This window comes from Campylobacter concisus (genome assembly GCF_003049705.1).
GTDB lineage: Bacteria > Campylobacterota > Campylobacteria > Campylobacterales > Campylobacteraceae > Campylobacter_A > Campylobacter_A concisus_AR.
Genome location: NZ_PIRF01000001.1, coordinates 249,748 through 270,652 on the forward strand (window position 1 = coordinate 249,748; position 20,905 = coordinate 270,652).

The 20,905-nt window shown below is 37.3% G+C and carries 22 protein-coding genes; 20 read left to right on the plus strand and 2 right to left on the minus strand.

Features of this window, described 5'->3' with window-relative positions:
* Position 1: 1 nt before the first annotated feature.
* The 9 genes from CVT05_RS01265 to CVT05_RS01305 all read left to right on the plus strand — a co-directional run bounded on the left by CVT05_RS01265 (position 2) and on the right by CVT05_RS01305 (position 8,409).
* Positions 2 to 898, plus strand: a complete 897-nt coding sequence (locus tag CVT05_RS01265; RefSeq protein WP_103560684.1) for a PDC sensor domain-containing protein — start codon at positions 2 to 4, stop codon at positions 896 to 898.
* Complete coding sequence (gene hisH, locus CVT05_RS01270; RefSeq protein WP_107697548.1) at positions 895 to 1,506, plus strand: imidazole glycerol phosphate synthase subunit HisH; 612 nt, start codon at positions 895 to 897, stop codon at positions 1,504 to 1,506. Before CVT05_RS01265 ends, hisH begins: the two co-directional genes overlap by 4 nt.
* Positions 1,506 to 2,216, plus strand: a complete 711-nt coding sequence (gene hisA, locus CVT05_RS01275; protein WP_107697549.1) for a 1-(5-phosphoribosyl)-5-[(5-phosphoribosylamino)methylideneamino]imidazole-4-carboxamide isomerase — start codon at positions 1,506 to 1,508, stop codon at positions 2,214 to 2,216. The genes hisH and hisA overlap by 1 nt, the downstream gene beginning before the upstream one ends.
* Positions 2,217 to 2,279: 63 nt before the next feature.
* Positions 2,280 to 2,645 (plus strand): chemotaxis response regulator CheY, encoded by a 366-nt coding sequence (locus tag CVT05_RS01280; protein WP_002939933.1) that lies wholly within the window; start codon positions 2,280 to 2,282, stop codon positions 2,643 to 2,645.
* Positions 2,645 to 3,478 carry a 50S ribosomal protein L11 methyltransferase gene (locus CVT05_RS01285; RefSeq protein WP_107697550.1) on the plus strand — a complete coding sequence of 278 codons (834 nt, stop codon included), beginning with the start codon at positions 2,645 to 2,647 and terminating at the stop codon, positions 3,476 to 3,478. Before CVT05_RS01280 ends, CVT05_RS01285 begins: the two co-directional genes overlap by 1 nt.
* Positions 3,471 to 5,396: an ATP-dependent zinc metalloprotease FtsH gene (ftsH, locus tag CVT05_RS01290; RefSeq protein WP_072594437.1), complete on the plus strand. Its 1,926-nt coding sequence runs from the start codon at positions 3,471 to 3,473 to the stop codon at positions 5,394 to 5,396. The genes CVT05_RS01285 and ftsH overlap by 8 nt, the downstream gene beginning before the upstream one ends.
* A 2-nt stretch (positions 5,397 to 5,398) precedes the next feature.
* Complete coding sequence (locus tag CVT05_RS01295) at positions 5,399 to 6,025, plus strand: phosphatidylserine decarboxylase (RefSeq protein WP_021091662.1); 627 nt, start codon at positions 5,399 to 5,401, stop codon at positions 6,023 to 6,025.
* A complete protein-coding gene (gene pssA, locus CVT05_RS01300; protein ID WP_107697551.1) occupies positions 6,018 to 6,749 on the plus strand; it encodes a CDP-diacylglycerol--serine O-phosphatidyltransferase in 732 nt (243 codons plus the stop codon). The genes CVT05_RS01295 and pssA overlap by 8 nt, the downstream gene beginning before the upstream one ends.
* 145 nt (positions 6,750 to 6,894) lie before the next feature.
* Positions 6,895 to 8,409, plus strand: a complete 1,515-nt coding sequence (locus tag CVT05_RS01305) for a 2-isopropylmalate synthase (protein ID WP_107697552.1) — start codon at positions 6,895 to 6,897, stop codon at positions 8,407 to 8,409.
* An 811-nt stretch (positions 8,410 to 9,220) separates the two neighbouring features.
* On the opposite strand, the gene CVT05_RS01310 is transcribed toward CVT05_RS01305, so the two are convergent.
* Positions 9,221 to 9,871 (minus strand): ThiF family adenylyltransferase, encoded by a 651-nt coding sequence (locus tag CVT05_RS01310; protein ID WP_107697553.1) that lies wholly within the window; start codon positions 9,869 to 9,871, stop codon positions 9,221 to 9,223.
* Positions 9,861 to 10,637, minus strand: a complete 777-nt coding sequence (gene surE, locus CVT05_RS01315) for a 5'/3'-nucleotidase SurE (protein WP_107697554.1) — start codon at positions 10,635 to 10,637, stop codon at positions 9,861 to 9,863. The genes CVT05_RS01310 and surE overlap by 11 nt, the downstream gene beginning before the upstream one ends.
* Before the next feature lie 102 nt (positions 10,638 to 10,739).
* On the opposite strand from surE, the gene lpxB reads away from it, so the two are divergent.
* The 11 genes from lpxB to CVT05_RS01370 all read left to right on the plus strand — a co-directional run bounded on the left by lpxB (position 10,740) and on the right by CVT05_RS01370 (position 20,850).
* Complete coding sequence (gene lpxB, locus CVT05_RS01320; protein ID WP_107697555.1) at positions 10,740 to 11,774, plus strand: lipid-A-disaccharide synthase; 1,035 nt, start codon at positions 10,740 to 10,742, stop codon at positions 11,772 to 11,774.
* Between the two features lie 3 nt (positions 11,775 to 11,777).
* Positions 11,778 to 12,263, plus strand: a complete 486-nt coding sequence (gene greA / locus CVT05_RS01325; protein ID WP_021091879.1) for a transcription elongation factor GreA — start codon at positions 11,778 to 11,780, stop codon at positions 12,261 to 12,263.
* A 63-nt stretch (positions 12,264 to 12,326) separates the two neighbouring features.
* Positions 12,327 to 13,118, plus strand: a complete 792-nt coding sequence (locus CVT05_RS01330) for a UDP-2,3-diacylglucosamine diphosphatase (protein WP_107697556.1) — start codon at positions 12,327 to 12,329, stop codon at positions 13,116 to 13,118.
* Positions 13,118 to 14,071, plus strand: a complete 954-nt coding sequence (locus CVT05_RS01335; RefSeq protein WP_021091802.1) for a chemotaxis protein — start codon at positions 13,118 to 13,120, stop codon at positions 14,069 to 14,071. The genes CVT05_RS01330 and CVT05_RS01335 overlap by 1 nt, the downstream gene beginning before the upstream one ends.
* Positions 14,072 to 14,079: 8 nt before the next feature.
* Entirely contained in the window at positions 14,080 to 16,434 is a 2,355-nt protein-coding gene (locus CVT05_RS01340; RefSeq protein WP_107697557.1) for a chemotaxis protein CheW, read from the plus strand.
* Positions 16,435 to 16,443: 9 nt separating this feature from the next.
* Positions 16,444 to 16,941, plus strand: a complete 498-nt coding sequence (locus CVT05_RS01345) for a chemotaxis protein CheW (protein WP_085658145.1) — start codon at positions 16,444 to 16,446, stop codon at positions 16,939 to 16,941.
* An 8-nt stretch (positions 16,942 to 16,949) separates the two neighbouring features.
* Positions 16,950 to 17,576 carry a phosphoserine phosphatase SerB gene (serB, locus tag CVT05_RS01350; RefSeq protein WP_107697558.1) on the plus strand — a complete coding sequence of 209 codons (627 nt, stop codon included), beginning with the start codon at positions 16,950 to 16,952 and terminating at the stop codon, positions 17,574 to 17,576.
* Between the two features lie 6 nt (positions 17,577 to 17,582).
* Positions 17,583 to 18,575 carry a transaldolase gene (locus CVT05_RS01355; protein WP_107697559.1) on the plus strand — a complete coding sequence of 331 codons (993 nt, stop codon included), beginning with the start codon at positions 17,583 to 17,585 and terminating at the stop codon, positions 18,573 to 18,575.
* Positions 18,576 to 18,692: 117 nt separating this feature from the next.
* On the plus strand, positions 18,693 to 19,229 hold the full coding sequence (locus tag CVT05_RS01360; protein ID WP_002939542.1) for a 50S ribosomal protein L25/general stress protein Ctc: 537 nt from the start codon (positions 18,693 to 18,695) through the stop codon (positions 19,227 to 19,229).
* A gap of 11 nt (positions 19,230 to 19,240) precedes the next feature.
* Positions 19,241 to 19,789, plus strand: a complete 549-nt coding sequence (gene pth, locus CVT05_RS01365; RefSeq protein ID WP_107697560.1) for an aminoacyl-tRNA hydrolase — start codon at positions 19,241 to 19,243, stop codon at positions 19,787 to 19,789.
* Positions 19,786 to 20,850, plus strand: a complete 1,065-nt coding sequence (locus CVT05_RS01370) for an LptF/LptG family permease (protein WP_107697561.1) — start codon at positions 19,786 to 19,788, stop codon at positions 20,848 to 20,850. The genes pth and CVT05_RS01370 overlap by 4 nt, the downstream gene beginning before the upstream one ends.
* Positions 20,851 to 20,905 lie beyond the last annotated feature (55 nt).

A 20,905-nucleotide genomic window follows, 5' to 3' on the forward strand; every position in this document is an offset into this window, starting at 1 on the left:
TTTGGTTATAAAAGATATTAAGAGATTTAGTGACACGAGATACAAGGCAAGGGCATATATCTGCTATTTATTTAGTAGAAATTTACCAAACAGACTGCCTGGAGTGTGCTTAGAAAACATAAAAGCTGGCTTTGATAAGATCAGCCACGAGATAGAAAATTTTGACGCATTGTATATCTTAGACGAAAATGGCGTGCAGATTGAAGACTCGATCAGCCTAAATGAGAAGTATAAAATTCCAAAGGGCGAAAACCGCGCAAATAAAGCCTACTACTACACTGCAGTGCGTGAGAAAAGATGCGTTTTAAGCGATCCATATCCATCAAGCCTAAATGGAGGTTTATGCGTCACAGCAAGCGTGCCTATCTATAATGAAAAAAATGAGCTTAAATTTATCGCCTGCATCGACATAAGCCTAGAAAATATCCTAAATATGGTCGATAGCGGCTTTGTTGAGGAGCATTTTGGTAGATTTTTAAAGACTATTTATACACTTTTTTGTGCATCGCTTTTTATGATCTGCGCATTTTTGTTTTGGCACGGTGTAAAGAGCTTTATCTCAAAGAGCATCGAGCATATAAATGTCGAAGAAATTTTTGAATCAACCATTATTTTAACGCTAGCTCTTGCCATTTTTGACCTTGTTAAGACGATATTTGAAGAGGAAGTTTTAGGAAAAAATCACGAAGAAAATAGCGTTATTTATAAGACGATGGTGAGATTTATCGGCTCAATTATCATCGCACTTGCGATCGAAGCACTTATGCTAGTCTTTAAATTTGCTATTACTGCACCTGAAAATATCATAAACGCTATCTATCTAATAGGCGGCGTGGCGATGCTAATGGCGGCACTTAGCTTTTATCTTTTTAGCGTAAAAAGGCAAGAGAACAGATGATTGCTATTATTGATTATGGTGCGGGCAATATCAAAAGCGTGATAAATGCTTTTGATTTTCTTGACAAAAAATGTGCCTTAGTAAGTAAGCCTGAAAATTTAAAAGAGTATTCGCACATTGTTTTACCAGGCGTTGGAGCTTTTGGTGAGGCGATGACAAAGCTAAAAAATAACGGCATGGACGAAGCCGTAAAAGAAGCTGTAAAAAGCGGTAAAGCTTTTATTGGTATTTGTCTTGGTATGCAGCTTTTGTTTAAAAAAAGCTTTGAGTTTGGCGAGCATGAGGGACTTTCTCTTTTGCCTGGTGAGGTCGTAAAATTTAATGAAGCTAATTTCGATAAACCATTAAAAATACCTCACATTGGTTGGAACGCTTTGGAATTTAAGCAAAATAGTCCATTAAATTTAGAACTAAAAGAGCTTGAGTATTTATATTTTGTACACAGCTACCATGTGGTTTGTGATGATAAATTTGCTCTTGCAAAGACAACTTATGGATATGAATTTACAAGTGCGGTTTGGCATGAAAATATCTTTGGCTTTCAGCCTCATCCAGAAAAAAGTCATGAAGCTGGACTTAAAATTTTAGAGAATTTTGCGAGGTTATGATGGAAATTTTTCCAGCGATTGATTTGAAAGAAGGACAAGCAGTTAGACTTAGCAAAGGTCTTATGCAAAGTGCAAAAATTTATAGCAACGAGCCAAGTGAACTTGCTAAAAAATTTGAAGATTATGGCGCAAAATGGCTTCACGTGGTTGATTTGGATGGTGCATTTGCTGGAGAGACGATAAATTTTAAAACAATTGAAAAAATTACAAAGGCTACAAATTTAAGCGTCCAAGTGGGTGGTGGTATAAGAGATGAAGAGCGAATAAAACGCTATTTAGACCTTGGAGTTAGCAGGGTGATCCTTGGCTCAGTTGCCCTTCATGATCCAGAATTTACAGCAAAAATGGCTGAAATTTATAGAGTTGTAGTTGGCATTGACGCAAAAGATGGCTACGTGGCCGTACAAGGTTGGGGCGAGATCTCAAATATAAAAGCAGTTGATCTTGCAAGAAAATTTGCAGATGTTGGTGTGGAAGCTGTGATTTGTACTGATATTAATATGGATGGAATGCTTGGCGGAGTTAACGTTGAGTTTAGCTTGCAAATAGCTAGAAATAGTAAGCTTGAGACAATAGCAAGTGGTGGTGTGAGTGATATAAATGATATTTTGATGCTAAAAGCTACAAATGAGATTAGTGGCGTAATAGTTGGAAAAGCCTACTATGAAGGGTTGCTTGACCTAAAAGAGGCCTTTAAACTACTTAGATAGCGTTAAAGCTTTTATAAATTTAAATTAGCTAGAATAGGGCAATTTTTACTAAAAGGATATTATGTGAAGATTTTGGTTGTAGATGACAGTTCAACAATGAGAAGAATCATAAAAAATACTTTACAAAGGTTAGGACATCAAGAAATTCTTGAGGCTGAGCACGGTCTTGAGGCCTGGAATATCTTAACTCAAAATGAAGGTATCGAAGTTCTTATTACTGACTGGAACATGCCTGAGATGAACGGTCTTGAGCTTGTAAAAAAGGTAAGAGCAGAGCAAAAGTATGTTGATATGCCTATCATAATGGTAACAACAGAGGGCGGAAAGGCCGAAGTTATAACAGCTTTAAAAGCAGGTGTTAATAACTACATCGTTAAACCTTTTACGCCACAAGTTTTAAAAGAGAAGCTTGAAGACGTTCTTGGTTAATGAAAGATAAATTCTACGAATTAAGCATAAAAACATCAAATTGTTATGATGAAATTTTAGAGCTAGTTTTCTCTTTTGGAGTTACCTGTGTTGAAGAGCTAGATCACGAGATCATCATCAGGGAAGAGTATGATCTAAAAGATATAGCTTGTGGTATTGAAGAGTATGCAAAAGGACTCTCTAGTGTTCGTAAAATTTCAAATGATTTAAAAATTTCTCTTAATTTAAAAGAAAATAAAGACTGGCTAGGCGAGTATAAAAAGGCAGTTAAGCCTATTTTGGTTGATAAAATTTATGTTAGACCTAGCTGGGAAGAGCCACTTAATGGCGTAACAAATATCATAATCGACCCAGCTCTAGCCTTTGGCTCAGGGCACCACGAAAGTACAAATTCTTGTTTGCAACTTTTACAAAAATATGCAAAAAGTGGCAATACTGCTTTAGATGTAGGATGCGGAAGCGGGATATTAAGCATAGCTTTAGCAAAGCTTGGCTGTAAGGTCGATGCTTGCGATACAGACGAGCAAGCTACACAAAGTTCACTTAGTAACGCCAAGCTAAATGAGATTAAATTTAATAAAATTTGGACAGGCTCTATCGCAAATTTAGAGCAAAAATATGACATTGTTGTAGCAAATATCATCGCTGATGTCATTTTTATGCTCTCAAATGACTTAAAAAAATCGCTTAAAAAAGGCAGCTACTTGGTATTGTCAGGAATTTTAAACAAATACGAAGATAGGATTAAAGATACATTTAAGGATTTGGAGCTAATTGAGATAAAACAAAGTGACGATTGGTGTAGCTTTGTTTATAAGGAAATAGATGAATAACCAAAATAATAACCAAAACAATGGCAACAATAACGGTTTTTTTAATAAAAATCCTATTTTTATTTTTGCTATTTTTGCAATAGTTATAGTTTTAGCTTTTAGAAGCTTTAGTGGAGACGGACTAGGTGGCTCTTTTGGGCTAAATAGCAATGCTCAGAGTAAAATGGTAGCTTATTCTGAGTTTAAAGATATGTTAAAAAATAAGCAGCTAAATGAGGTTGCTATCTCAGAAACTACCATAAAAGGCATAGGTAGTGACAAAACTATCTACCTTGCAAAACGCATAAATGATCCAACGCTCATTGGTATACTTGAGCAAAATGGCATAACTTATAGCGTTTATAGCGAAAACAACTGGTTTGGTGATCTTATATTTTCATGGATCATCCCGGTATTTATATTTTTTGCTATTTGGATGTTTATTGCTAGTCGTATGCAAAAGAACATTGGCGGCGGCATACTTGGCATAGGAAGTGCAAAAAAACTTATAAATTCTGAAAAGCCAAAAGTTAAATTTGACGATGTTGCAGGTGTCGAAGAGGCAAAAGAAGAGGTTCAAGAGATAGTTGATTATCTAAAAAGTCCTGATAAATATCTAAGACTTGGGGCAAAAATTCCAAAAGGAATTTTGCTAGTTGGCCCTCCGGGCACAGGCAAAACGCTTCTTGCAAGAGCAGTTGCGGGCGAGGCTAGTGTGCCGTTTTTCTCTATGTCAGCATCAAGCTTTATAGAGATGTTTGTCGGTGTTGGTGCAAGTAGGGTTAGAGATCTTTTTGAAAATGCTAAAAAAGAGGCTCCAGCGATCGTTTTTATAGATGAGATCGATGCGATCGGTAAAAGTAGAAATTCTGGTCCGATGGGTGGCAATGATGAGAGAGAGCAAACGCTAAATCAGCTTCTTTCTGAGATGGACGGCTTTGATGCGGATAAATCGCCAGTCATCGTTATAGCGGCTACAAATAGACCTGAAGTTTTAGATGCTGCGCTTTTAAGGCCAGGTAGATTTGATAGGCAAGTGCTTGTTGATAAGCCTGATTTTAAAGGACGCTGCGACATTTTAAAAGTTCATATGAAAGATGTAAAGATTGGCAAAGATGTAAATATCGAAGATATAGCAAGGCTTACTACTGGTTTAGCAGGTGCTGATCTTGAAAATATCATAAATGAGGCTGCACTTCTTGCAGGACGGAAGTCAAAGACTTTTGTCGAGCAGGCTGATCTTGTGGAGGCCGTTGAGAGATCGATCGCTGGACTTGAGAAAAAGTCTCGCCGTGTAAATCCAAAAGAAAAAAGAATCGTCACTTATCATGAGTGCGGTCATGCCTTGATAGCTGAACTAACAAAAGGTGCAAAAAGGGTAACAAAAGTCTCAGTCGTGCCACGTGGTCTTGCAGCACTTGGCTATACTCTAAATACGCCTGAAGAGAATAAATTTATGATGCAAAAGCATGAGCTGATAGCAGAAGTGGATGTGCTTTTGGCTGGTAGAGCAGCTGAAGAGGTATTTATTAAAGAAATTTCAACCGGGGCAAGCAACGACCTAGAGCGTGCGACTGATATCATAAAAGCTATGGTTAGTATGTATGGTATGAGCGATGTTGCCGGTCTTATGGTACTTGAAAAGCAACGTGCTACGTTTTTAAATGGTGGTCAAAGCATCAAAGATTACAGTGATAAGATGGCTGAAAAGGTTGATGAGTTTGTAAAAACGCTTCTTCATGAAAGATACACAGCTGTGCTTGGTTTGCTTGAAATTTATAAAGGTGCTATTGAAAATATGGTATCAGCACTTTATGAAGAAGAAACAATCGAAGGAAAAAGAGTTAGAGAGATCATTAAAAACTATGAGATCGAAAATGATCTAGAGAGCAGGCTTGTAGAGACCGAAGAAGACGAAAAGAGTAAAAAAGAGGAATAAAAATGAGTGGCTATATCGCGAAAGCAGGATATAAATTTATATTATTTTTTTTAATTTTATTTGTTTTATCTTTGCTATTTGGGATCTTGCCACTACTTTTTGCTATTTTACTTTTTTTGGGACTTTATTTTTTTAGAGATCCTGAGAGAGAGCCATTTTCTGATGATAAATTGGCTTTACTATCGCCGATTGATGGCAAGATAAAAGAGATTAGTGCTTCAAATTTTGATAATAATGAAGTAGCTAAGATCGTCATAAAAAAATCTTTTTTTGATGTTGGTACATTAAGGGCTGTAAGTGATGTAAAAGTAGCTGAAATACGAAAAAGACATGGCTTATTTTTGTGCCAGGCTATGAAAATTTCAGAATTTTTAAATGAAAGAGCGATTATTCGCTTTGAAAAAGAGAATATAAAATTTGTTATGAAAATTATAGCTGGAGCTTTCAGTCGAAGTTTAGAAATTTCAAATGTTACTAGCCTGAAAGCATCTAGAAAATTTGGTTTTTTAGGAAGTGGTGAGGTGATTTTATACCTACCAAGAGATACTAAAATATGTGTAAGCGTCGGAGAAAGCGTAAAGGCTGCTTCACTTTTGGGATATTTTGAAGAGGGAAAAAGAGATGAATAACATACAAAAGATGCAACTAATGTATATCTTGCCAAATTTATTTACAGCAGCTAGTGCTTTTTTGGGTGTTATTAGCATTATTTCATCTATTCAAGGCAACTATTTTAAAGCCATTATTTATATAATCTTATCGCTTATTTTAGATGGACTTGATGGACGTGTGGCTAGACTTACAAAGACAACTAGTAAATTTGGGGTAGAGTTTGATAGCCTTGCAGATCTTGTTGCTTTTGGTGTAGCACCAGCGGTTTTATTTTATTTGACTATTGGTAAAAATTTTGGCAGATTTGGAGCGCTTATAGCTGCTATGTTTGTGGTTTTTGGAGCTATTAGGCTTGCTCGTTTTAATGTCACTACTGGTACATATGAGCCAAATGTTTTTATCGGGCTTCCTATACCATCAGCAGCTATTGTGAGCGTACTTTGGGTTGGAATTTATATCGACTATACTTTTTTAGAGGGATTTGAGTGGTGCTTGATGCTACTTGAAGCTACTTTGGCAGCTTTAATGGTTAGTAACATCCGCTATCCAAGTTTTAAAAAAATAAATTTAAAACAAACCCATGTGATAAGAATTTTAGTAGCTCTTGTAGTTGCGTTTTCGATACTTTATCTATATCCATTTGAAAGTGCGACTTTGGTTATGAGCGTCTATATGCTTTATGGCATAGTAAGAGCCACTATAATGTTTAGTAAAAATTCCAAAAAAAAGGAGAGCGAATGAGCGAAAATGGCGTCATAAAATCACGTAAATTTTTACCAAAAATCGAAATTAAAAACTCTCTACTGCTGCTACTTAGGTAGCAAATTTCTCTTTACTTAACTCATCAAATTTAAAATTTAAATATAAAAAACAAAAAAGGACAAAAATGGATAAGAATAAAATTATAATCTTTGATACGACTTTAAGAGATGGCGAACAAAGCCCTGGCGCATCGATGAATACAGCTGAAAAACTACAGATTGCACTTCAGCTTGAAAGGCTTAGTGTGGATGTTATGGAGGCCGGATTTGCAGCAGCAAGCCCAGGGGATTTTGATGCGGTAAATCAAATAGCAAAGCAAGCCTCAAATATCACGGTTTGCTCTCTTGCACGTGCAGTTGAGCGTGATATCAAGGCAGCTGGCGAGGCATTAGCTCCAGCTAAAAATAAGAGAATTCATACATTTATAGCGACAAGTCCAATTCATATGGAGTACAAGCTAAAAATGAGCCCAGATGAAGTAATAAAACGTGCAGTCGAGTCTATAAAATACGCAAAAACCTTTTGCGATGATGTAGAGTTTAGCTGCGAGGACGCTTGTAGAAGTGAAATGAGCTTTTTAAAAGAAATTTGTGACGCTGCCATAAATGCGGGTGCAAAAACTTTAAATATCCCTGATACGGTTGGTTATTTATATCCTGAAGAGATAACTGCTCGCATTAGTGAAATAGTAAAATTTGTAGGCGATAGAGCGATAATCTCTGTGCATAATCACAATGACTTAGGCATGGCTACAGCAAACTCGTTAGCGGCCATAAAAGCTGGTGCAAGGCAGGTCGAAGGTACGATAAATGGCATAGGTGAGCGCGCCGGAAATGCTGCACTTGAAGAGATCGTGATGGCTATCAAAACCCGCCAAGACGTCTTTGCTCCATTTTATACAGACATTATCTCAAAAGAAATTTATCCAACTTCAAGACTGATTGCTAGTATTATAGGCATTGAGCCTCAACCAAACAAAGCTATCGTTGGTAAAAACGCATTTGCTCATGAGAGTGGCATACATCAAGACGGCGTGCTAAAACACAAAGAGACCTATGAGATAATTAGCGCTGAGAGCATAGGCCTTGAGAAAAATTCTCTCGTTCTAGGTAAGCATAGTGGTCGTCACGCGTTTAAAGATAAGCTTGCTAGCCTTGGATTTGACCTTGATAGCGATGCTCTTAATAAGGCTTTTGAAAAATTTAAAGAGCTAGCTGATAAGAAAAAAGAGATATTTGATGATGATATTAGAGCTCTTGTGGCTGAAGAGATTACAAAAATTCCACAAGCTTATGAGATCACGGCTCTTCTTCAAAGTAGCGGCGGAAGCCTTGCGAGTGCTTCAATTAGTATAAAACACAATGATGAGATCATCAGTGACTCAGCTCTAGGAAATGGTACCGCTGATGCGATATTTAAGGTGGTTGATCGTATTAGTGGCATTAGTGGTACGCTCAAAGACTATAAAGTAGCGTCTGTTTCTCAAGGTAAAGACGCACTTGCAAAGGTTGATGTAAAGGTCGAGTTTGAGGGCAAAACGGCTGTAATAGGCCATGGACTTGACATAGATACTATGATGGCAAGCGCAAAAGCCTATGTTGGCGCACTAAATAGCTACCTTCGCATACATAAAAACTAAAATTTTAGCTGGCTGCTAAATTTGCAGCTGGCTACTTTAAATTTAATCCAAAAAATATATAAATTTTTAAAATTCAAAGTCTTTATTTAAAAAAGAATTTTATTGTTTTTACAAATTTTAAAATCTTGCTCACTCCTTAGCAACTTACTAATTTTAGGGCTCATAAACATTCACCACTAAATTTAGAAGTGTGATATGCTCGCTTGTAAATTTTAAAATTTGCTAGAGTTTAGACCGCATGCAGTGCGAAGTACTAGCGCATGCCCCTTGAATGTGCGAGGGGGTGGATTAAAAAAGGGGCGGGAGGGGGATAAGAGAATGGACTTAGTGTCTGCCACGCGGTTGCGAGCCTGAGAAGTAAAATTTAAGTCCCCTTGCCTCCCTTTTGAATAAAAAATTGCAAATTTAATCAAGCCATTTTGTAAATTTTAAACTTTCATTTACTCGCAAGAATTGACTGCCAAAATTTGTATGATACTTCTATAAAAACAAAGAGAATTTACCTTGTCTTGCTTCGTTTTTCTCTTTTGATTTTATAAAATTTCCATAAGCCCCTGTTACTAAAAAAAGCGATTTCCACGCTGTAGCCAAGATTTAGGGCTTATGGGTTAGTGTTTCGATTAAAAATTTTGGCTTCACTTACCGCTTAGCTCAAATTTTAGAGCCGAAATTACTCGCCCATAAATTTTAAAATTTGCTAGATTCTCATCTTGGGTTGTTAAATTCGTGTTTTGTAGAGCTGGCTATTAAATTTATATCCAAAAAATACCAGCTCTAATTTGAAATTTTGCTTGGAGAGTAAATTTTTGACTTACTGCCCAACTATCTTTTTAACAGCTAGTGAAGCTAAATTTAGTCCAAAGCAAGCAGTCACACCCATGAAACTTCCAAGTGGCTTGCAAAGTGGCTCTTCTGTTGAAAAGACTACGTCAAATTTACCGCTAAAGCCTGATCTTTTGAGCTCATATCTATATTTTCTGGCTAGTGGATCGACCGAGGTTTTCCAAACGCTAGCCACCTTTATCTTAGTTGGGTCGGTCCTTTTTGCCCCACCCATCGAGGCTATAAATTTGCTAGGATCTACCGCATTTGCAAGGGCGATCTTGGCAGCGATATCATCGATCGCATCGATCACCACGTCAAATTTGCCAAAGTCAAAACCAGCAATAAATTCTGGCGTGATCAGCGTCTGGATAGGCGTAATACAAGGATAAATTTTGGCAAACTCCTCTACCTTTACGCCACCAACGTTTTCGCTGTAAATTTGGCGATTTTGATTTGTCACGTCAAAGATGTCTTTATCGATTAAAGTGATGTGCCCAACCCCGCTTCTAGCAAGCGCATCAACGCACATTCCACCCACACCTCCAGCTCCGCAAACTAGCATTTTTGCACTTTGAAGTTTGCTAAAACCATCCTCGCCAAATAGCCATCTTATCCTTGTAAATCTATCATTTTGCATCAAATTTCCCTTTTAAGCTCTCCAAACTTTCATACGAAGTCATATTTAGTTTTATGGGCGTTATCGTGGCAAAGCCCTCATTTACCTTGCTGATGTCACTTGGCTCGCCTTTTTCGTATTCAAGCGCAGCGTTTCCAAGCCAGTAGTACTCGATACCTCTTGGGTTGCGATTAAGCGTAGCATGCGTGGCGTAGGTGCGTTTGCCAGCTGGTACTACGGAGTAGCCTTTAAAATTTTTGCTAGTTACAGCCGGGATATTTACATTTAGGAATTCTCTTTGATTTAGCGAAATTTCACCCTCTAGCACCTTTGGTACGATAAATTTCACCACCTCTTTTGCTAGCTCAAAGCCAAGTTCATTTAATGAATTATTTGCATAAAACTGCGAAAAGGCGATACTTCTAATGCCTTGCAAAACGCCCTCCATCGCCGCTCCGCACGTGCCAGAGTAGGTTATATCTTCGCCTAAATTTGCTCCGTGATTTATACCGCTTATCACAAGGTCTGGTTTTTTGTTATAAAGTGCGTGAAGTGCGAGGTAGACGCAGTCGCTAGGCGTTGCGTCGTCAAGTTTAAAAAAGTTATCATCAAGTTTTATAAATCTAAGCGGCCTTGTGAGTGTCAAAGAGTGAGCGCAGGCTGATTTTTCAGAGCTTGGAGCTACGATCGTGATGTTCACACCATCTAGTTCGCTTAAAGCTTCTTTTAAGGCAAGCAAGCCAGTCGCTTCAAATCCATCGTCGTTTGTTATCAAAATTTCTTTCAAATTTTATCCTTTAGAGGCTTGGATTTTATCACAGCTTTCTTAAAATTTTAAAGAATTTTTGCGTATAATGCCCCTAAAAAAAGACCTAATGAAAGTGTGTAAATGAAAATTTTAGTCTCCGCTCTTGAGCCATCAGCAAATTTGCATTTAAAAGAAATTTTAAAAAATTTTGAGGGCGAATTTGAACTAATGGGAATTTTTAGCGAAGAGCTTGGCACGCCATATATGAAAAGTAGCGAGTTTTCAGCGATGGGTTTTGTCGAGGTTTTGCCGCTCATCTTTAAAGCCAAAAAAGCGATGAAAGTGATGAGTCAGATGGCAAAAGAGGTTGATGCAGTGCTACTTATCGACAGCCCAGCCTTTAACCTGCCGCTTGCAAAGGCGATAAAAGAGGCTGGGGTAAAGGCAGCCGTGACATACTACATCTTGCCCCAAGTTTGGGCGTGGAAGCCAAAAAGAGTGAGTACGGTTGAAAGGTACTGTGACAACCTAGCTTCGATCTTGCCATTTGATGCGAAATTTTATAGTCGCTCAACCTATGTGGGACATCCTTTGATGGATGAGATAAAGCTTAAGAAAACTAGCCTAAGTGGTAGCGGCAAAGTGGCGTTTTTGCCAGGCTCAAGAAGGTCAGAGATTTCAAGGCTTATGCCAGTTTATAGAGAGCTTGCTAAAAAGATAGAGGCTACGAGGCTGCTTGTCGTGCCACCATTTTTGCTTGATAAAGTGGATGAAATTTATGGCGATGTGAGTGATTTTGATATCGTCTCAAATACGCCTGAAGCCTTGTATGAGAGCGACTTTGCCTTTGTTTGCTCAGGTACGGCTACTCTTGAAGCAGCGCTCATTGGTACGCCATTTGTGCTAGCATATAAGGCAAAAGCAATAGATATTTTTATAGCTAGAAAATTTGTAAAGATCAAGCACGCAGGACTTGCAAATATAATGTTTGACTTCATGGGCAAAGAGCCGCTTCATGAGGAGTTTATCCAAGAGTTTGCAACGGCTGAAAATTTATTTAGAGCTTATGAAAGCTGCGATAGGCAAAAATTCTTAAAAGGTTGCGATGAACTAAGGACTTATTTAGGGTATGGCAGCAGTAAAAATGTAGTAAAAATTTTAAAAAATATGGAGTAAAAAATGAGTGAACCAATGACAATGCATGGATACGAGAAGATAGAAGCTGAGCTAAAGGATCTAAGGCTGGTGCAACGCCCTCAAATCGTAACTGAGATAGATATCGCAAGAAGTCACGGTGACCTAAAAGAAAATGCTGAGTATCATGCAGCAAAAGAGAAGCAAGCCTTTATAGACGCTAGGATCGCAGAGCTAAGCGCGCTTCTGGCAAATGCTGAAGTGATCGATCCAAGTAGCTACGAGCACGATAGAGTTAGGTTTGGCTCAAGTATTACGATAATGGACGAGGAAACCGAAATAGAGCATACATATACGATAGTTGGCATTAGTGAAAGCGACATCGACAAAGGCTATATCTCGATAAACTCACCTCTTGCAAAGCAGCTTTTGGGCAAGGCCGAGGGCGATGAAGTGGTGCTAAATTTACCAAAAGGTAGAAGCGACGTTGAGATTGTAAAAATTTGCTATAAGCCTATAAAATTTGACTAAAAAGATGATGCAAAGAGCTAGAAACTGCTTTTTGGCTCTGCTAATTTTTAATTAAGGCAAAATTTGAGTGAATATCTATATGCCCCCGTTATAAAAGAAGGTGCGATCTTTTTAGCTGATGCGCATGAAAACGTAAACCGAAATGGCTTTTTAAAATTTTTAAGAGCTGTTGATAGCGGGGAGATCAAAGAGCCGCCACAAATTTTTTTGTTAGGTGATATGTTTGACTTTCTAACGGGTGAGGGCGAATATACAAGAGAATTTTACGCCGAGCACTTAAGCCTTATAAATAAAATTTCACAAAAGGTAGAAATTTTTTACTTCGAGGGCAACCACGACTTTAGACTTTCAAATTTATTTAATAAAACAAGAGAAATTTGGGATGGGCACGAGATGCTGCGCTATAAAAGCGTTAGGGTTTATGATATTTACGATCAGCCAGCAAATTTTAAGACAATCAATGAAGAGCGCGTTCAGATCGCGCATGGTGATATATTTTTACCTTTTGTAGATAAATACGCACTTAGATTTTTGCGCCTTAGATGGTTTTTAAAATTTATGAATGCTTTGGATAAATTTTTAAATTTTAAAATATCAAAAGCGATACTAGCCAAACTTACCAATAAAAATTTAGACTATAAAATTCCTAATTTTAAGGAGCTAATGAGCAAGCATTTGCAAGGATATGAGGCTAGTATTGTGATAGAAGGACACTATCATCAAGGCGAGCAATTTAACATTTACGATAAGTTTTATATAAATTTACCTTGTTTTGCATGTGAGCAAAGTTATTTTGTTGTAGAATACGCCCAGCAAAAATTAAATTTGCTCAAAATGAGTTTGAAAGGACATTGATGTTTGGAGATAACGTACTAAAAACGGACTCAAACGAGATGGAACTTGTTGATTTTCGTATCTTTAAAAAGACCGAAAACAAAGTATATGAAGGAATATACGGAGTCAATGTCGCAAAGGTGCGGGAGATCATTAAGATGCCAAATCTTACAGAGCTTCCAGGCGTTCCTGAGTATATCGAGGGAATTTTTGATTTAAGGGGCGTGGTGATCCCTGTCATAAATTTGGCAAGATGGATGAATATTATCGAGCCAACTGAAGGCGTAGTTATAAAGCCACGTGTTATTATTGCTGAGTTTAGTGGTATTTTGATCGGTTTTATCGTCCATGAGGCAAAAAGGATCAGGCGTATAAGCTGGAAAGATATCGAGCCAGCAAATTTTGCTTCAGGTTCTGGCGCTTTAGACAAAGGCAAAATAACAGGCGTGACAAGAATAGAAAATGATGAAGTTTTACTTATCCTTGATCTTGAAAGCATAGTAGAAGAGCTTGGAATTTACTCACCAAAGATCGAATTTGATGTAACAGACGATCAAAAATTAAAAGGTGCTGCTTTGGTTTTGGATGATAGCTCGACTGCTAGAAAACTAGTAAAAGATGCACTTGAGAAGATGGGACTTAGTGTAGTCGAGGCTAAAAACGGCGTTGAGGGCTTGGAGAGAATGGAAGAGCTTTATCAAAGATATGGAGATAACCTATCAAGAGAGCTTAGAGTTATCTTAAGTGATATCGAAATGCCACAGATGGATGGCTACCGCTTTGCTTCAACTCTTAAAAACGATGAAAGATTTAAAGAAGTTCCAATAGTATTTAACTCCTCATTGAGTAATGATTTTAGTGAAATCAAGAGCAAAGAAGCTGGTGGTGCGGCGTATCTTACGAAATTTGATGCGAGTATATTTTATCAAGAAGTGCTAAAAGTTATTGAAGCACATTCTAAATCTGCAAAATGAGGTGAAACATGGATGATATGAAAGAAATAATGGAAGACTTTTTAATAGAAGCTTTCGAACTTATTGAGCAGATAGATCATGACCTTGTTGAGCTTGAGTCAAACCCTGAAGATTTGGAATTATTAAATAGAATTTTCCGCGTTGCTCACACAGTAAAGGGTAGTTCAAGCTTTTTAAATTTTGATGTTTTAACAGAGCTTACTCACCATATGGAGGATGTTTTAAATAAGGCTAGAAAAGGCGAGCTAAAGATCACTCCAGACATTATGGACGTAGTTCTTGAGTCAGTTGATATGATGAAAGGCTTGTTAAGTAGCATTAGAGATCATGGAAATGATACAGCTGCTGGTATTGATATTAAAAACATTTGTGCAAGACTTACTCAAATTTCTGAGGGTGAGGCCCCAGCAGCAGCTCCTGAAGCTCCTATCACACCAGTAGCTGAGCCAGTACCAGAACCGGCAAAAGAGCCAGAACCAGCCGCGCCTACCGAAGAAGTACCAGAGATAAGCGATGCCGAGCTTTCAAAGCTAAGTGATTCAGAAGTTGAAGCAGAAATAGAAAGACTCTTAAAAGTTAGAAAGGCTGAGGATCAAGCAAGGCGTGCTTCAAAAGGTATAGCTCCAAAATCTCCTAGCGAGATAGCCCCAGCTGCAAGTAGTACTTCAGCTCCAGCTGCAAAAGCAGAGAGTAAAGAAAAAGACGGAGATAAAAAGGTCCCAGTAGCAAGCAGCGGTGCAGTAGCTCAGGAACAAACTATACGTGTTGAGGTAAAAAGGCTTGACCACTTAATGAACCTAATTGGCGAGCTTGTTCTTGGTAAAAACCGCTTATTAAAAATTTATGATGACGTGGAAGAGAGATATGAGGGTGAGAAATTCCTTGAAGAGTTAAATCAAGTAGTCTCAAGCCTAAGTCTAGTTACGACTGATATTCAGCTTGCCGTTATGAAGACAAGAATGCTTCCAATAGCAAAAGTCTTTAATAAATTCCCACGTATGATACGTGATCTTAGCCGCGACCTTGGTAAGCAAATCGATCTTGAAATTTCAGGTGAAGAGACTGAGCTTGATAAGTCAATCGTAGAAGAGATCGGCGATCCACTAGTTCACATCATCAGAAATTCATGCGATCATGGTATCGAGGATCCTGAGACAAGAAAGGCAGCAGGTAAGCCAGAAAAAGGCCTTGTTCAACTAAAAGCTTATAATGAAGGTAACCACATCGTTGTTGAGATAGTTGATGATGGTAAAGGCTTAGATGCTGACATGCTTAAATCTAAATCGATAGAAAAAGGCATCATCACCGAACGCGAAGCTGATGCGATGAGTGAAAAAGAGGCATTTGGCCTTATCTTTAGACCAGGATTTTCAACTGCGGCAAAGGTTACAAACGTATCTGGTCGCGGTGTTGGTATGGACGTTGTTAAGACTAATATCGAAAAACTAAACGGTATCATTGATATTGAAAGTGAAGTTGGAAAAGGCACGGTTATGAAGCTTAAAATTCCACTCACGCTTGCGATTATTCAGTCGCTACTTGTTGGAACACAAGAAGAATTTTATGCTATTCCACTTGCTAGCGTTCTTGAAACTGTTCGCGTGCCTATTGATGATATCTACACGATCGATGGCAAAAATGTACTAAGGCTAAGAGATGAAGTCTTGTCTCTTGTTAGACTTTCTGACGTATTTGGTGTAGAAAAGGCATTTGATGGTGGAGATCAAACTTATGTCGTAATAATCGGTGTTGCTGAAGCAAAACTAGGTATTATCGTCGATACTTTGGTTGGACAAGAAGAGATTGTTATTAAATCAATGGGCGATTATTTACAAAATATCCCAGGTATTGCTGGTGCGACTATTAGAGGTGATGGCCGTGTGACATTGATTATTGATGTTGGTGCTATGATGGAGATGGCAAAAGATATCAAGGTAGACATTAGGGCCGAAATAGAAGATAGCACAAAAGCAAAGGAAAAACCAAGCGATTATAAAGTCTTGATAGTCGATGACTCAAAAATGGATAGAACTATCATGCAAAAAGCGCTTGAACCAACTGGGGTAACAATAATAGAAGCCACAAACGGTGTTGAGGCATTAAATATCGTAAAATCGGGAGAACACTCTTTTGATGCGATTTTGATAGATATTGAGATGCCAAGAATGGATGGATATACACTAGCTGGCGAAATTAGAAAATACTCTAAGTATAGAAATTTACCACTTATCGCTGTTACATCAAGGACTTCAAAAACAGATAGATTACGTGGCGTAGAAGTTGGAATGACTGAGTATATTACAAAACCATATTCAGCCGAGTACTTAGAAAATGTCGTTAGAAAGAATATAAAATTAGCTTAGGGGTAAGGGATGAACAATAAACTAAATCAAGTTTTAAGCAAACAAAAACAGCAAATAAATGGTCCTGAGTTAAAAAATAATGAGGATATAGTTCAGCTAGTAGGATTTGTTGTCGGTGAGGAAGAGTACGCAATACCTATTTTAAATATCCAAGAGATAATCAAACCTATTGAATATACACGTGTTCCTAGTGTACCTGATTATGTTCTTGGCGTATTTAATCTACGTGGAAATGTTATTCCGCTTATTGATTTGCGTAAGCGTTTTTCACTAAATGTCACAAAGCAAAGCCCGAGCACAAGATATATCGTTATGAAAGATGCGGATAATATCGCTGGCTTTGTGATAGACCGCTTGACGGAGGCTATCAGAATAGACCGTAACAGGATCGATCCGCCACCAGAGACTTTAGTAAAAGACAAAGGCATGATTTATGGTATCGGAAAGCGCGACCAAAATATCCTTACGATCTTGAAGGTCGAAAGCCTTTTAAAACGTGATTTTTAGGGTATAGCTTGATAAAACTTTGTGTTTTTGATTTTGACTCTACAATAATGGACGGCGAGACGATAGATATTCTCGCCGCCGCTAATAATGCTAGCGAAGAAGTAGCTAATATAACTAAGCATTCGATGAACGGTGAGCTTGATTTTTTTGAAAGTCTTACGAAAAGAGTAAAATTTTTAAAAGGATTGCCACTTTTAAAAGTAAATGAAATTTGCAGAAATTTACCCATAATGCCAGGAGCTGGCGAGCTAATAGAGGCTTTAAAGCAAAAAGGTATCAAAGTTGTGGTTTTTAGCGGTGGATTTCATAATGCAACCGATGTAATGCAAAAAAAGCTTAATTTTGATGCAAATTTTGCAAATATCTTGCATCATAAAGATGGAATTTTAAGTGGTGAAGTTGGCGGAGAGATGATGTTTAGTAGTTCAAAGGGAGATATGATTGACTGCTTGTGTGGACTATTAAATTTAGGCAAGGACGAGATAATGTGTGTTGGGGACGGGGCCAATGACATATCGATGTTTAGAAAGTGCGGCCTTAGCATTGCATTTTGTGCAAAAGATATCTTAAAAAAAGAAGCGACACATTGTGTTGATGTTAAAGATTTGCGTGAAATTTTAAAATTTATAAGGTAGAAACTAATGTATGACAACGAAGCTAAATTCTCTCTTTGGTGTGATTTTATAGAGAGAAATTTTTTACAAAGCGAATTTAACTCTTTATCGGAAAATAATATTATAAACGGTGCTACAAGCAACCCAGCTATTTTTAAAACAGCGTTTGCTTCACCTGCTTATAAAAAGATCATAGAAACTAGCAATAAACGCCACCCAAAAGATCTTTATGAAATTTTAGCTACTCAAGATATAAAAATCGCCGCATGTAAAATGTTAATAAATTATGCAAACGGCGATGATGGCTTTGTAAGCATTGAGGTTGATCCAAATTTAAGCGACGATACAGCTGCAACGATAGAAGAAGGTATCAGGCTTCATAATCTAATATCAATGCCAAATGTTATGATAAAAATTCCAGCTACAAAAGATGGTTATGAGGCAATGAGCGCGCTTATGGCAAGAGGAATTAGCGTAAATGCAACGCTTATATTTTCGCCAGATCAGGCTAAAAACTGCCTTGAAGCATTTAAAGAAGGCAGTAAGGCTTATGCAAGTCGCTTTATGGATACTACTATGCCAAAAGGTGTGATAAGTGTTTTTGTAAGTAGATTTGATAGAAAGCTTGATGAGGTTATGGCTACAAAGAGCTTGCCAACGGGACAAATTGGCATAATGAATGCTGCGAATATATACCACCTGATTGAAGATTTTGGACTAGAAAATGTAAGAACACTTTTTGCAAGCACAGGCGTAAAAGGCGGTAGTTTAAGAGGGGATTATTACGTTAGAGAGCTAATGTATAAAAATTCTATAAATACAGCACCAATAGAGACGATAAAAGAATTTATAAAAGAAAAAGCAGAGGCAAAAAATGTACCTAGTAAAGAAAATATCTCAAGCTTTTTTCAGATTATAAAAAATAATGAGATAGATATAAATGTCGTTTATAAAGATTTATTAAGCGATGGCTTAAAGCAGTTTGTGTCAGCATTTGATGATATTATGAAATCACTTTAGACAAAGAAGTCCAAGCTAATACACAAACAGCAAAAGTGATCATTCTTAAACAAGCTTTATGTGAAATTTATAAAGCATTGGATAAAATCAGCACCTATTTTTTATGAAAGGAAAACGATGTTAGAAGGAATCGTTAGAGAGAGTATCGGTAAGAAGTCTGCAAAGGCTTTGAGAAGAGATGGTTATCTAATCGCCAACATTTATGGCAAGGGATTAGAGAATGTTGCAGCTGCTTTTAAAGTAAATGACTTTATTAAAGAAGCACGTAAAAAAGAGAGCCTTGCTTTTGATGTGAAAGTAGGCGGAAAAGTTTATAATGTCGTTATTGTTGATTACCAAAGAGATGTTGTTACAAGTGATCTTAAACACGTAGATCTAAAAGTAGCACTTCCAGGCGTTTTATCAAAATATATGATCCCAGTTAAGCCAGTTGGAACACCTATTGGTCTTAAAAATAAGGGCGTTTTGATCCAATCAAAAAGACGTCTTTGTGTAAAATGCACAGCTGAAAATTTACCAAATTCATTTGACGTTGATGTAAGCAAACTTGACATCGACGATACTATTTTGGTTCGTGACATCACAGCTCCTAAAGGCGTTACTATCATTGACGCTGACCGTGTTGCGGTACTTGGAGTTATTAAAGCTAAATAAAAAGGGCTTTTGTGACACTAATAGCGGGGCTGGGAAATCCTGGCCCCAAATACGAAAACACTAGACACAACATAGGCTTTATGCTTATAGACTTCCTAAAAGACTCAAATTTCAAAGATGTTAGCTCAGCCAAATTCCAAGGCGAAGTTTTTAAATTTAACGACATTATTTTGCTAAAACCAACAACCTTTATGAACCTCTCAGGACAAAGTGTAAAAGCGGTAAAAGACTTTTATAAACCAGATAGAATAATCGTAATACACGATGATCTTGATCTTAGTTTTGGTGCAGTTAAATTTAAAAAAGGCGGCAGTAGTGGCGGGCATAACGGCATAAAATCAATCGATAATCTAATCGGCAACGACTACGAAAGGGTGCGTGTTGGCATTGGGCACCTTGGTGATGCTAAAAATTTTGTCCTTGGAGAGTTTAGCGATGAAGAAAAAAAGGCTTTAGATGAAATTTTAGCCTACACAAAAAATGCAGTTTGCGAGCTACTAAAGAGCGACATCAACGAAATTTCGCAAAAATTTACGATAAAAAAAGGTCTTATCAAATGAAACTATACGCCAGATACGTTGGCTGGGTCTATATAAAATCTTTTCTTATCGTATTTTTAGCACTTGAACTATTTTATGTTGGTATCGATCTGCTTACAAATTTAAAAGATCTGCCGCCATCTGCAAACCTTCAGCTCCTTTATGTTGGGCTTACATCGCTTAGCGCTATTGGCTACGTTTTGCCACTTTCGCTTATTTTTGCACTCATTATTTTGCATGTAAATATGGTCAGGTCAAACGAGCTAATCAGCTTTTATGCGCTTGGTATTAGTAAAAATAGTCTAATTTTTCCACCATTTTTTATTGCACTTTTTGTAACTATTTTTTATGTTGGCTTAAATTTTACTCCATTTGCCTATGCGCACGACTATCAAAAAAGTATCGCTAAAAATACGGCTTTTTCGAAAAACACAAATGATTCGTTTTTAAAATTTGAAGGCAAATTTATCTACATAAAGGAGCTAAATTCTGTTAATCAAATAGCAAATGATGTTAGAATTTTTGAGATAAATGGCACAAATTTACTCTCAACTACATTTGCAAATCATGCTAATTTTAAAGACAATGAGTGGATTTTAAAAGATGTTAATCAAACTATTTTGCCGCAAATTTTAGAGCTTGGTGGGGCTGGTTTTAATAAAATACAAAGCGAGAACTTAGATGCACTAAAAGGCTTTAAGCCAAAGAGTATTGAAAGCGCTGTTAGCGTTGAAAACTCAAAATTTAATATCCCAGATGCGATAAATTTTATAAAGACATTTAAAAATGAAGGCATCGGCCTTGATAGCGCAAAAACAGCTTTTTACAACCTTGCTATCGCTCCATTTTTTGCACCATTTTTATTGCTCATTTTTTACTATCATTTGCCTGTAACTGGTAGATTTTTTAATCTTGCACTTTCGACTTTTATCTTTGTTGTGATAACTCTTGTCGTTTGGGGATTGCTCTTTATTCTTGCAAAATTTGCACAAACTTCTGTGATCTTGCCAGAGATTGGCATAGTTTTGCCAGTTATTTTACTTTTTGCATACGCCATTTATCTCATAAAATCGCATCGTTAAGCCAAATTTTGGCAAGCTTTTTGTAAAATCAAGTCATTTTAATAAAGGCTATTTT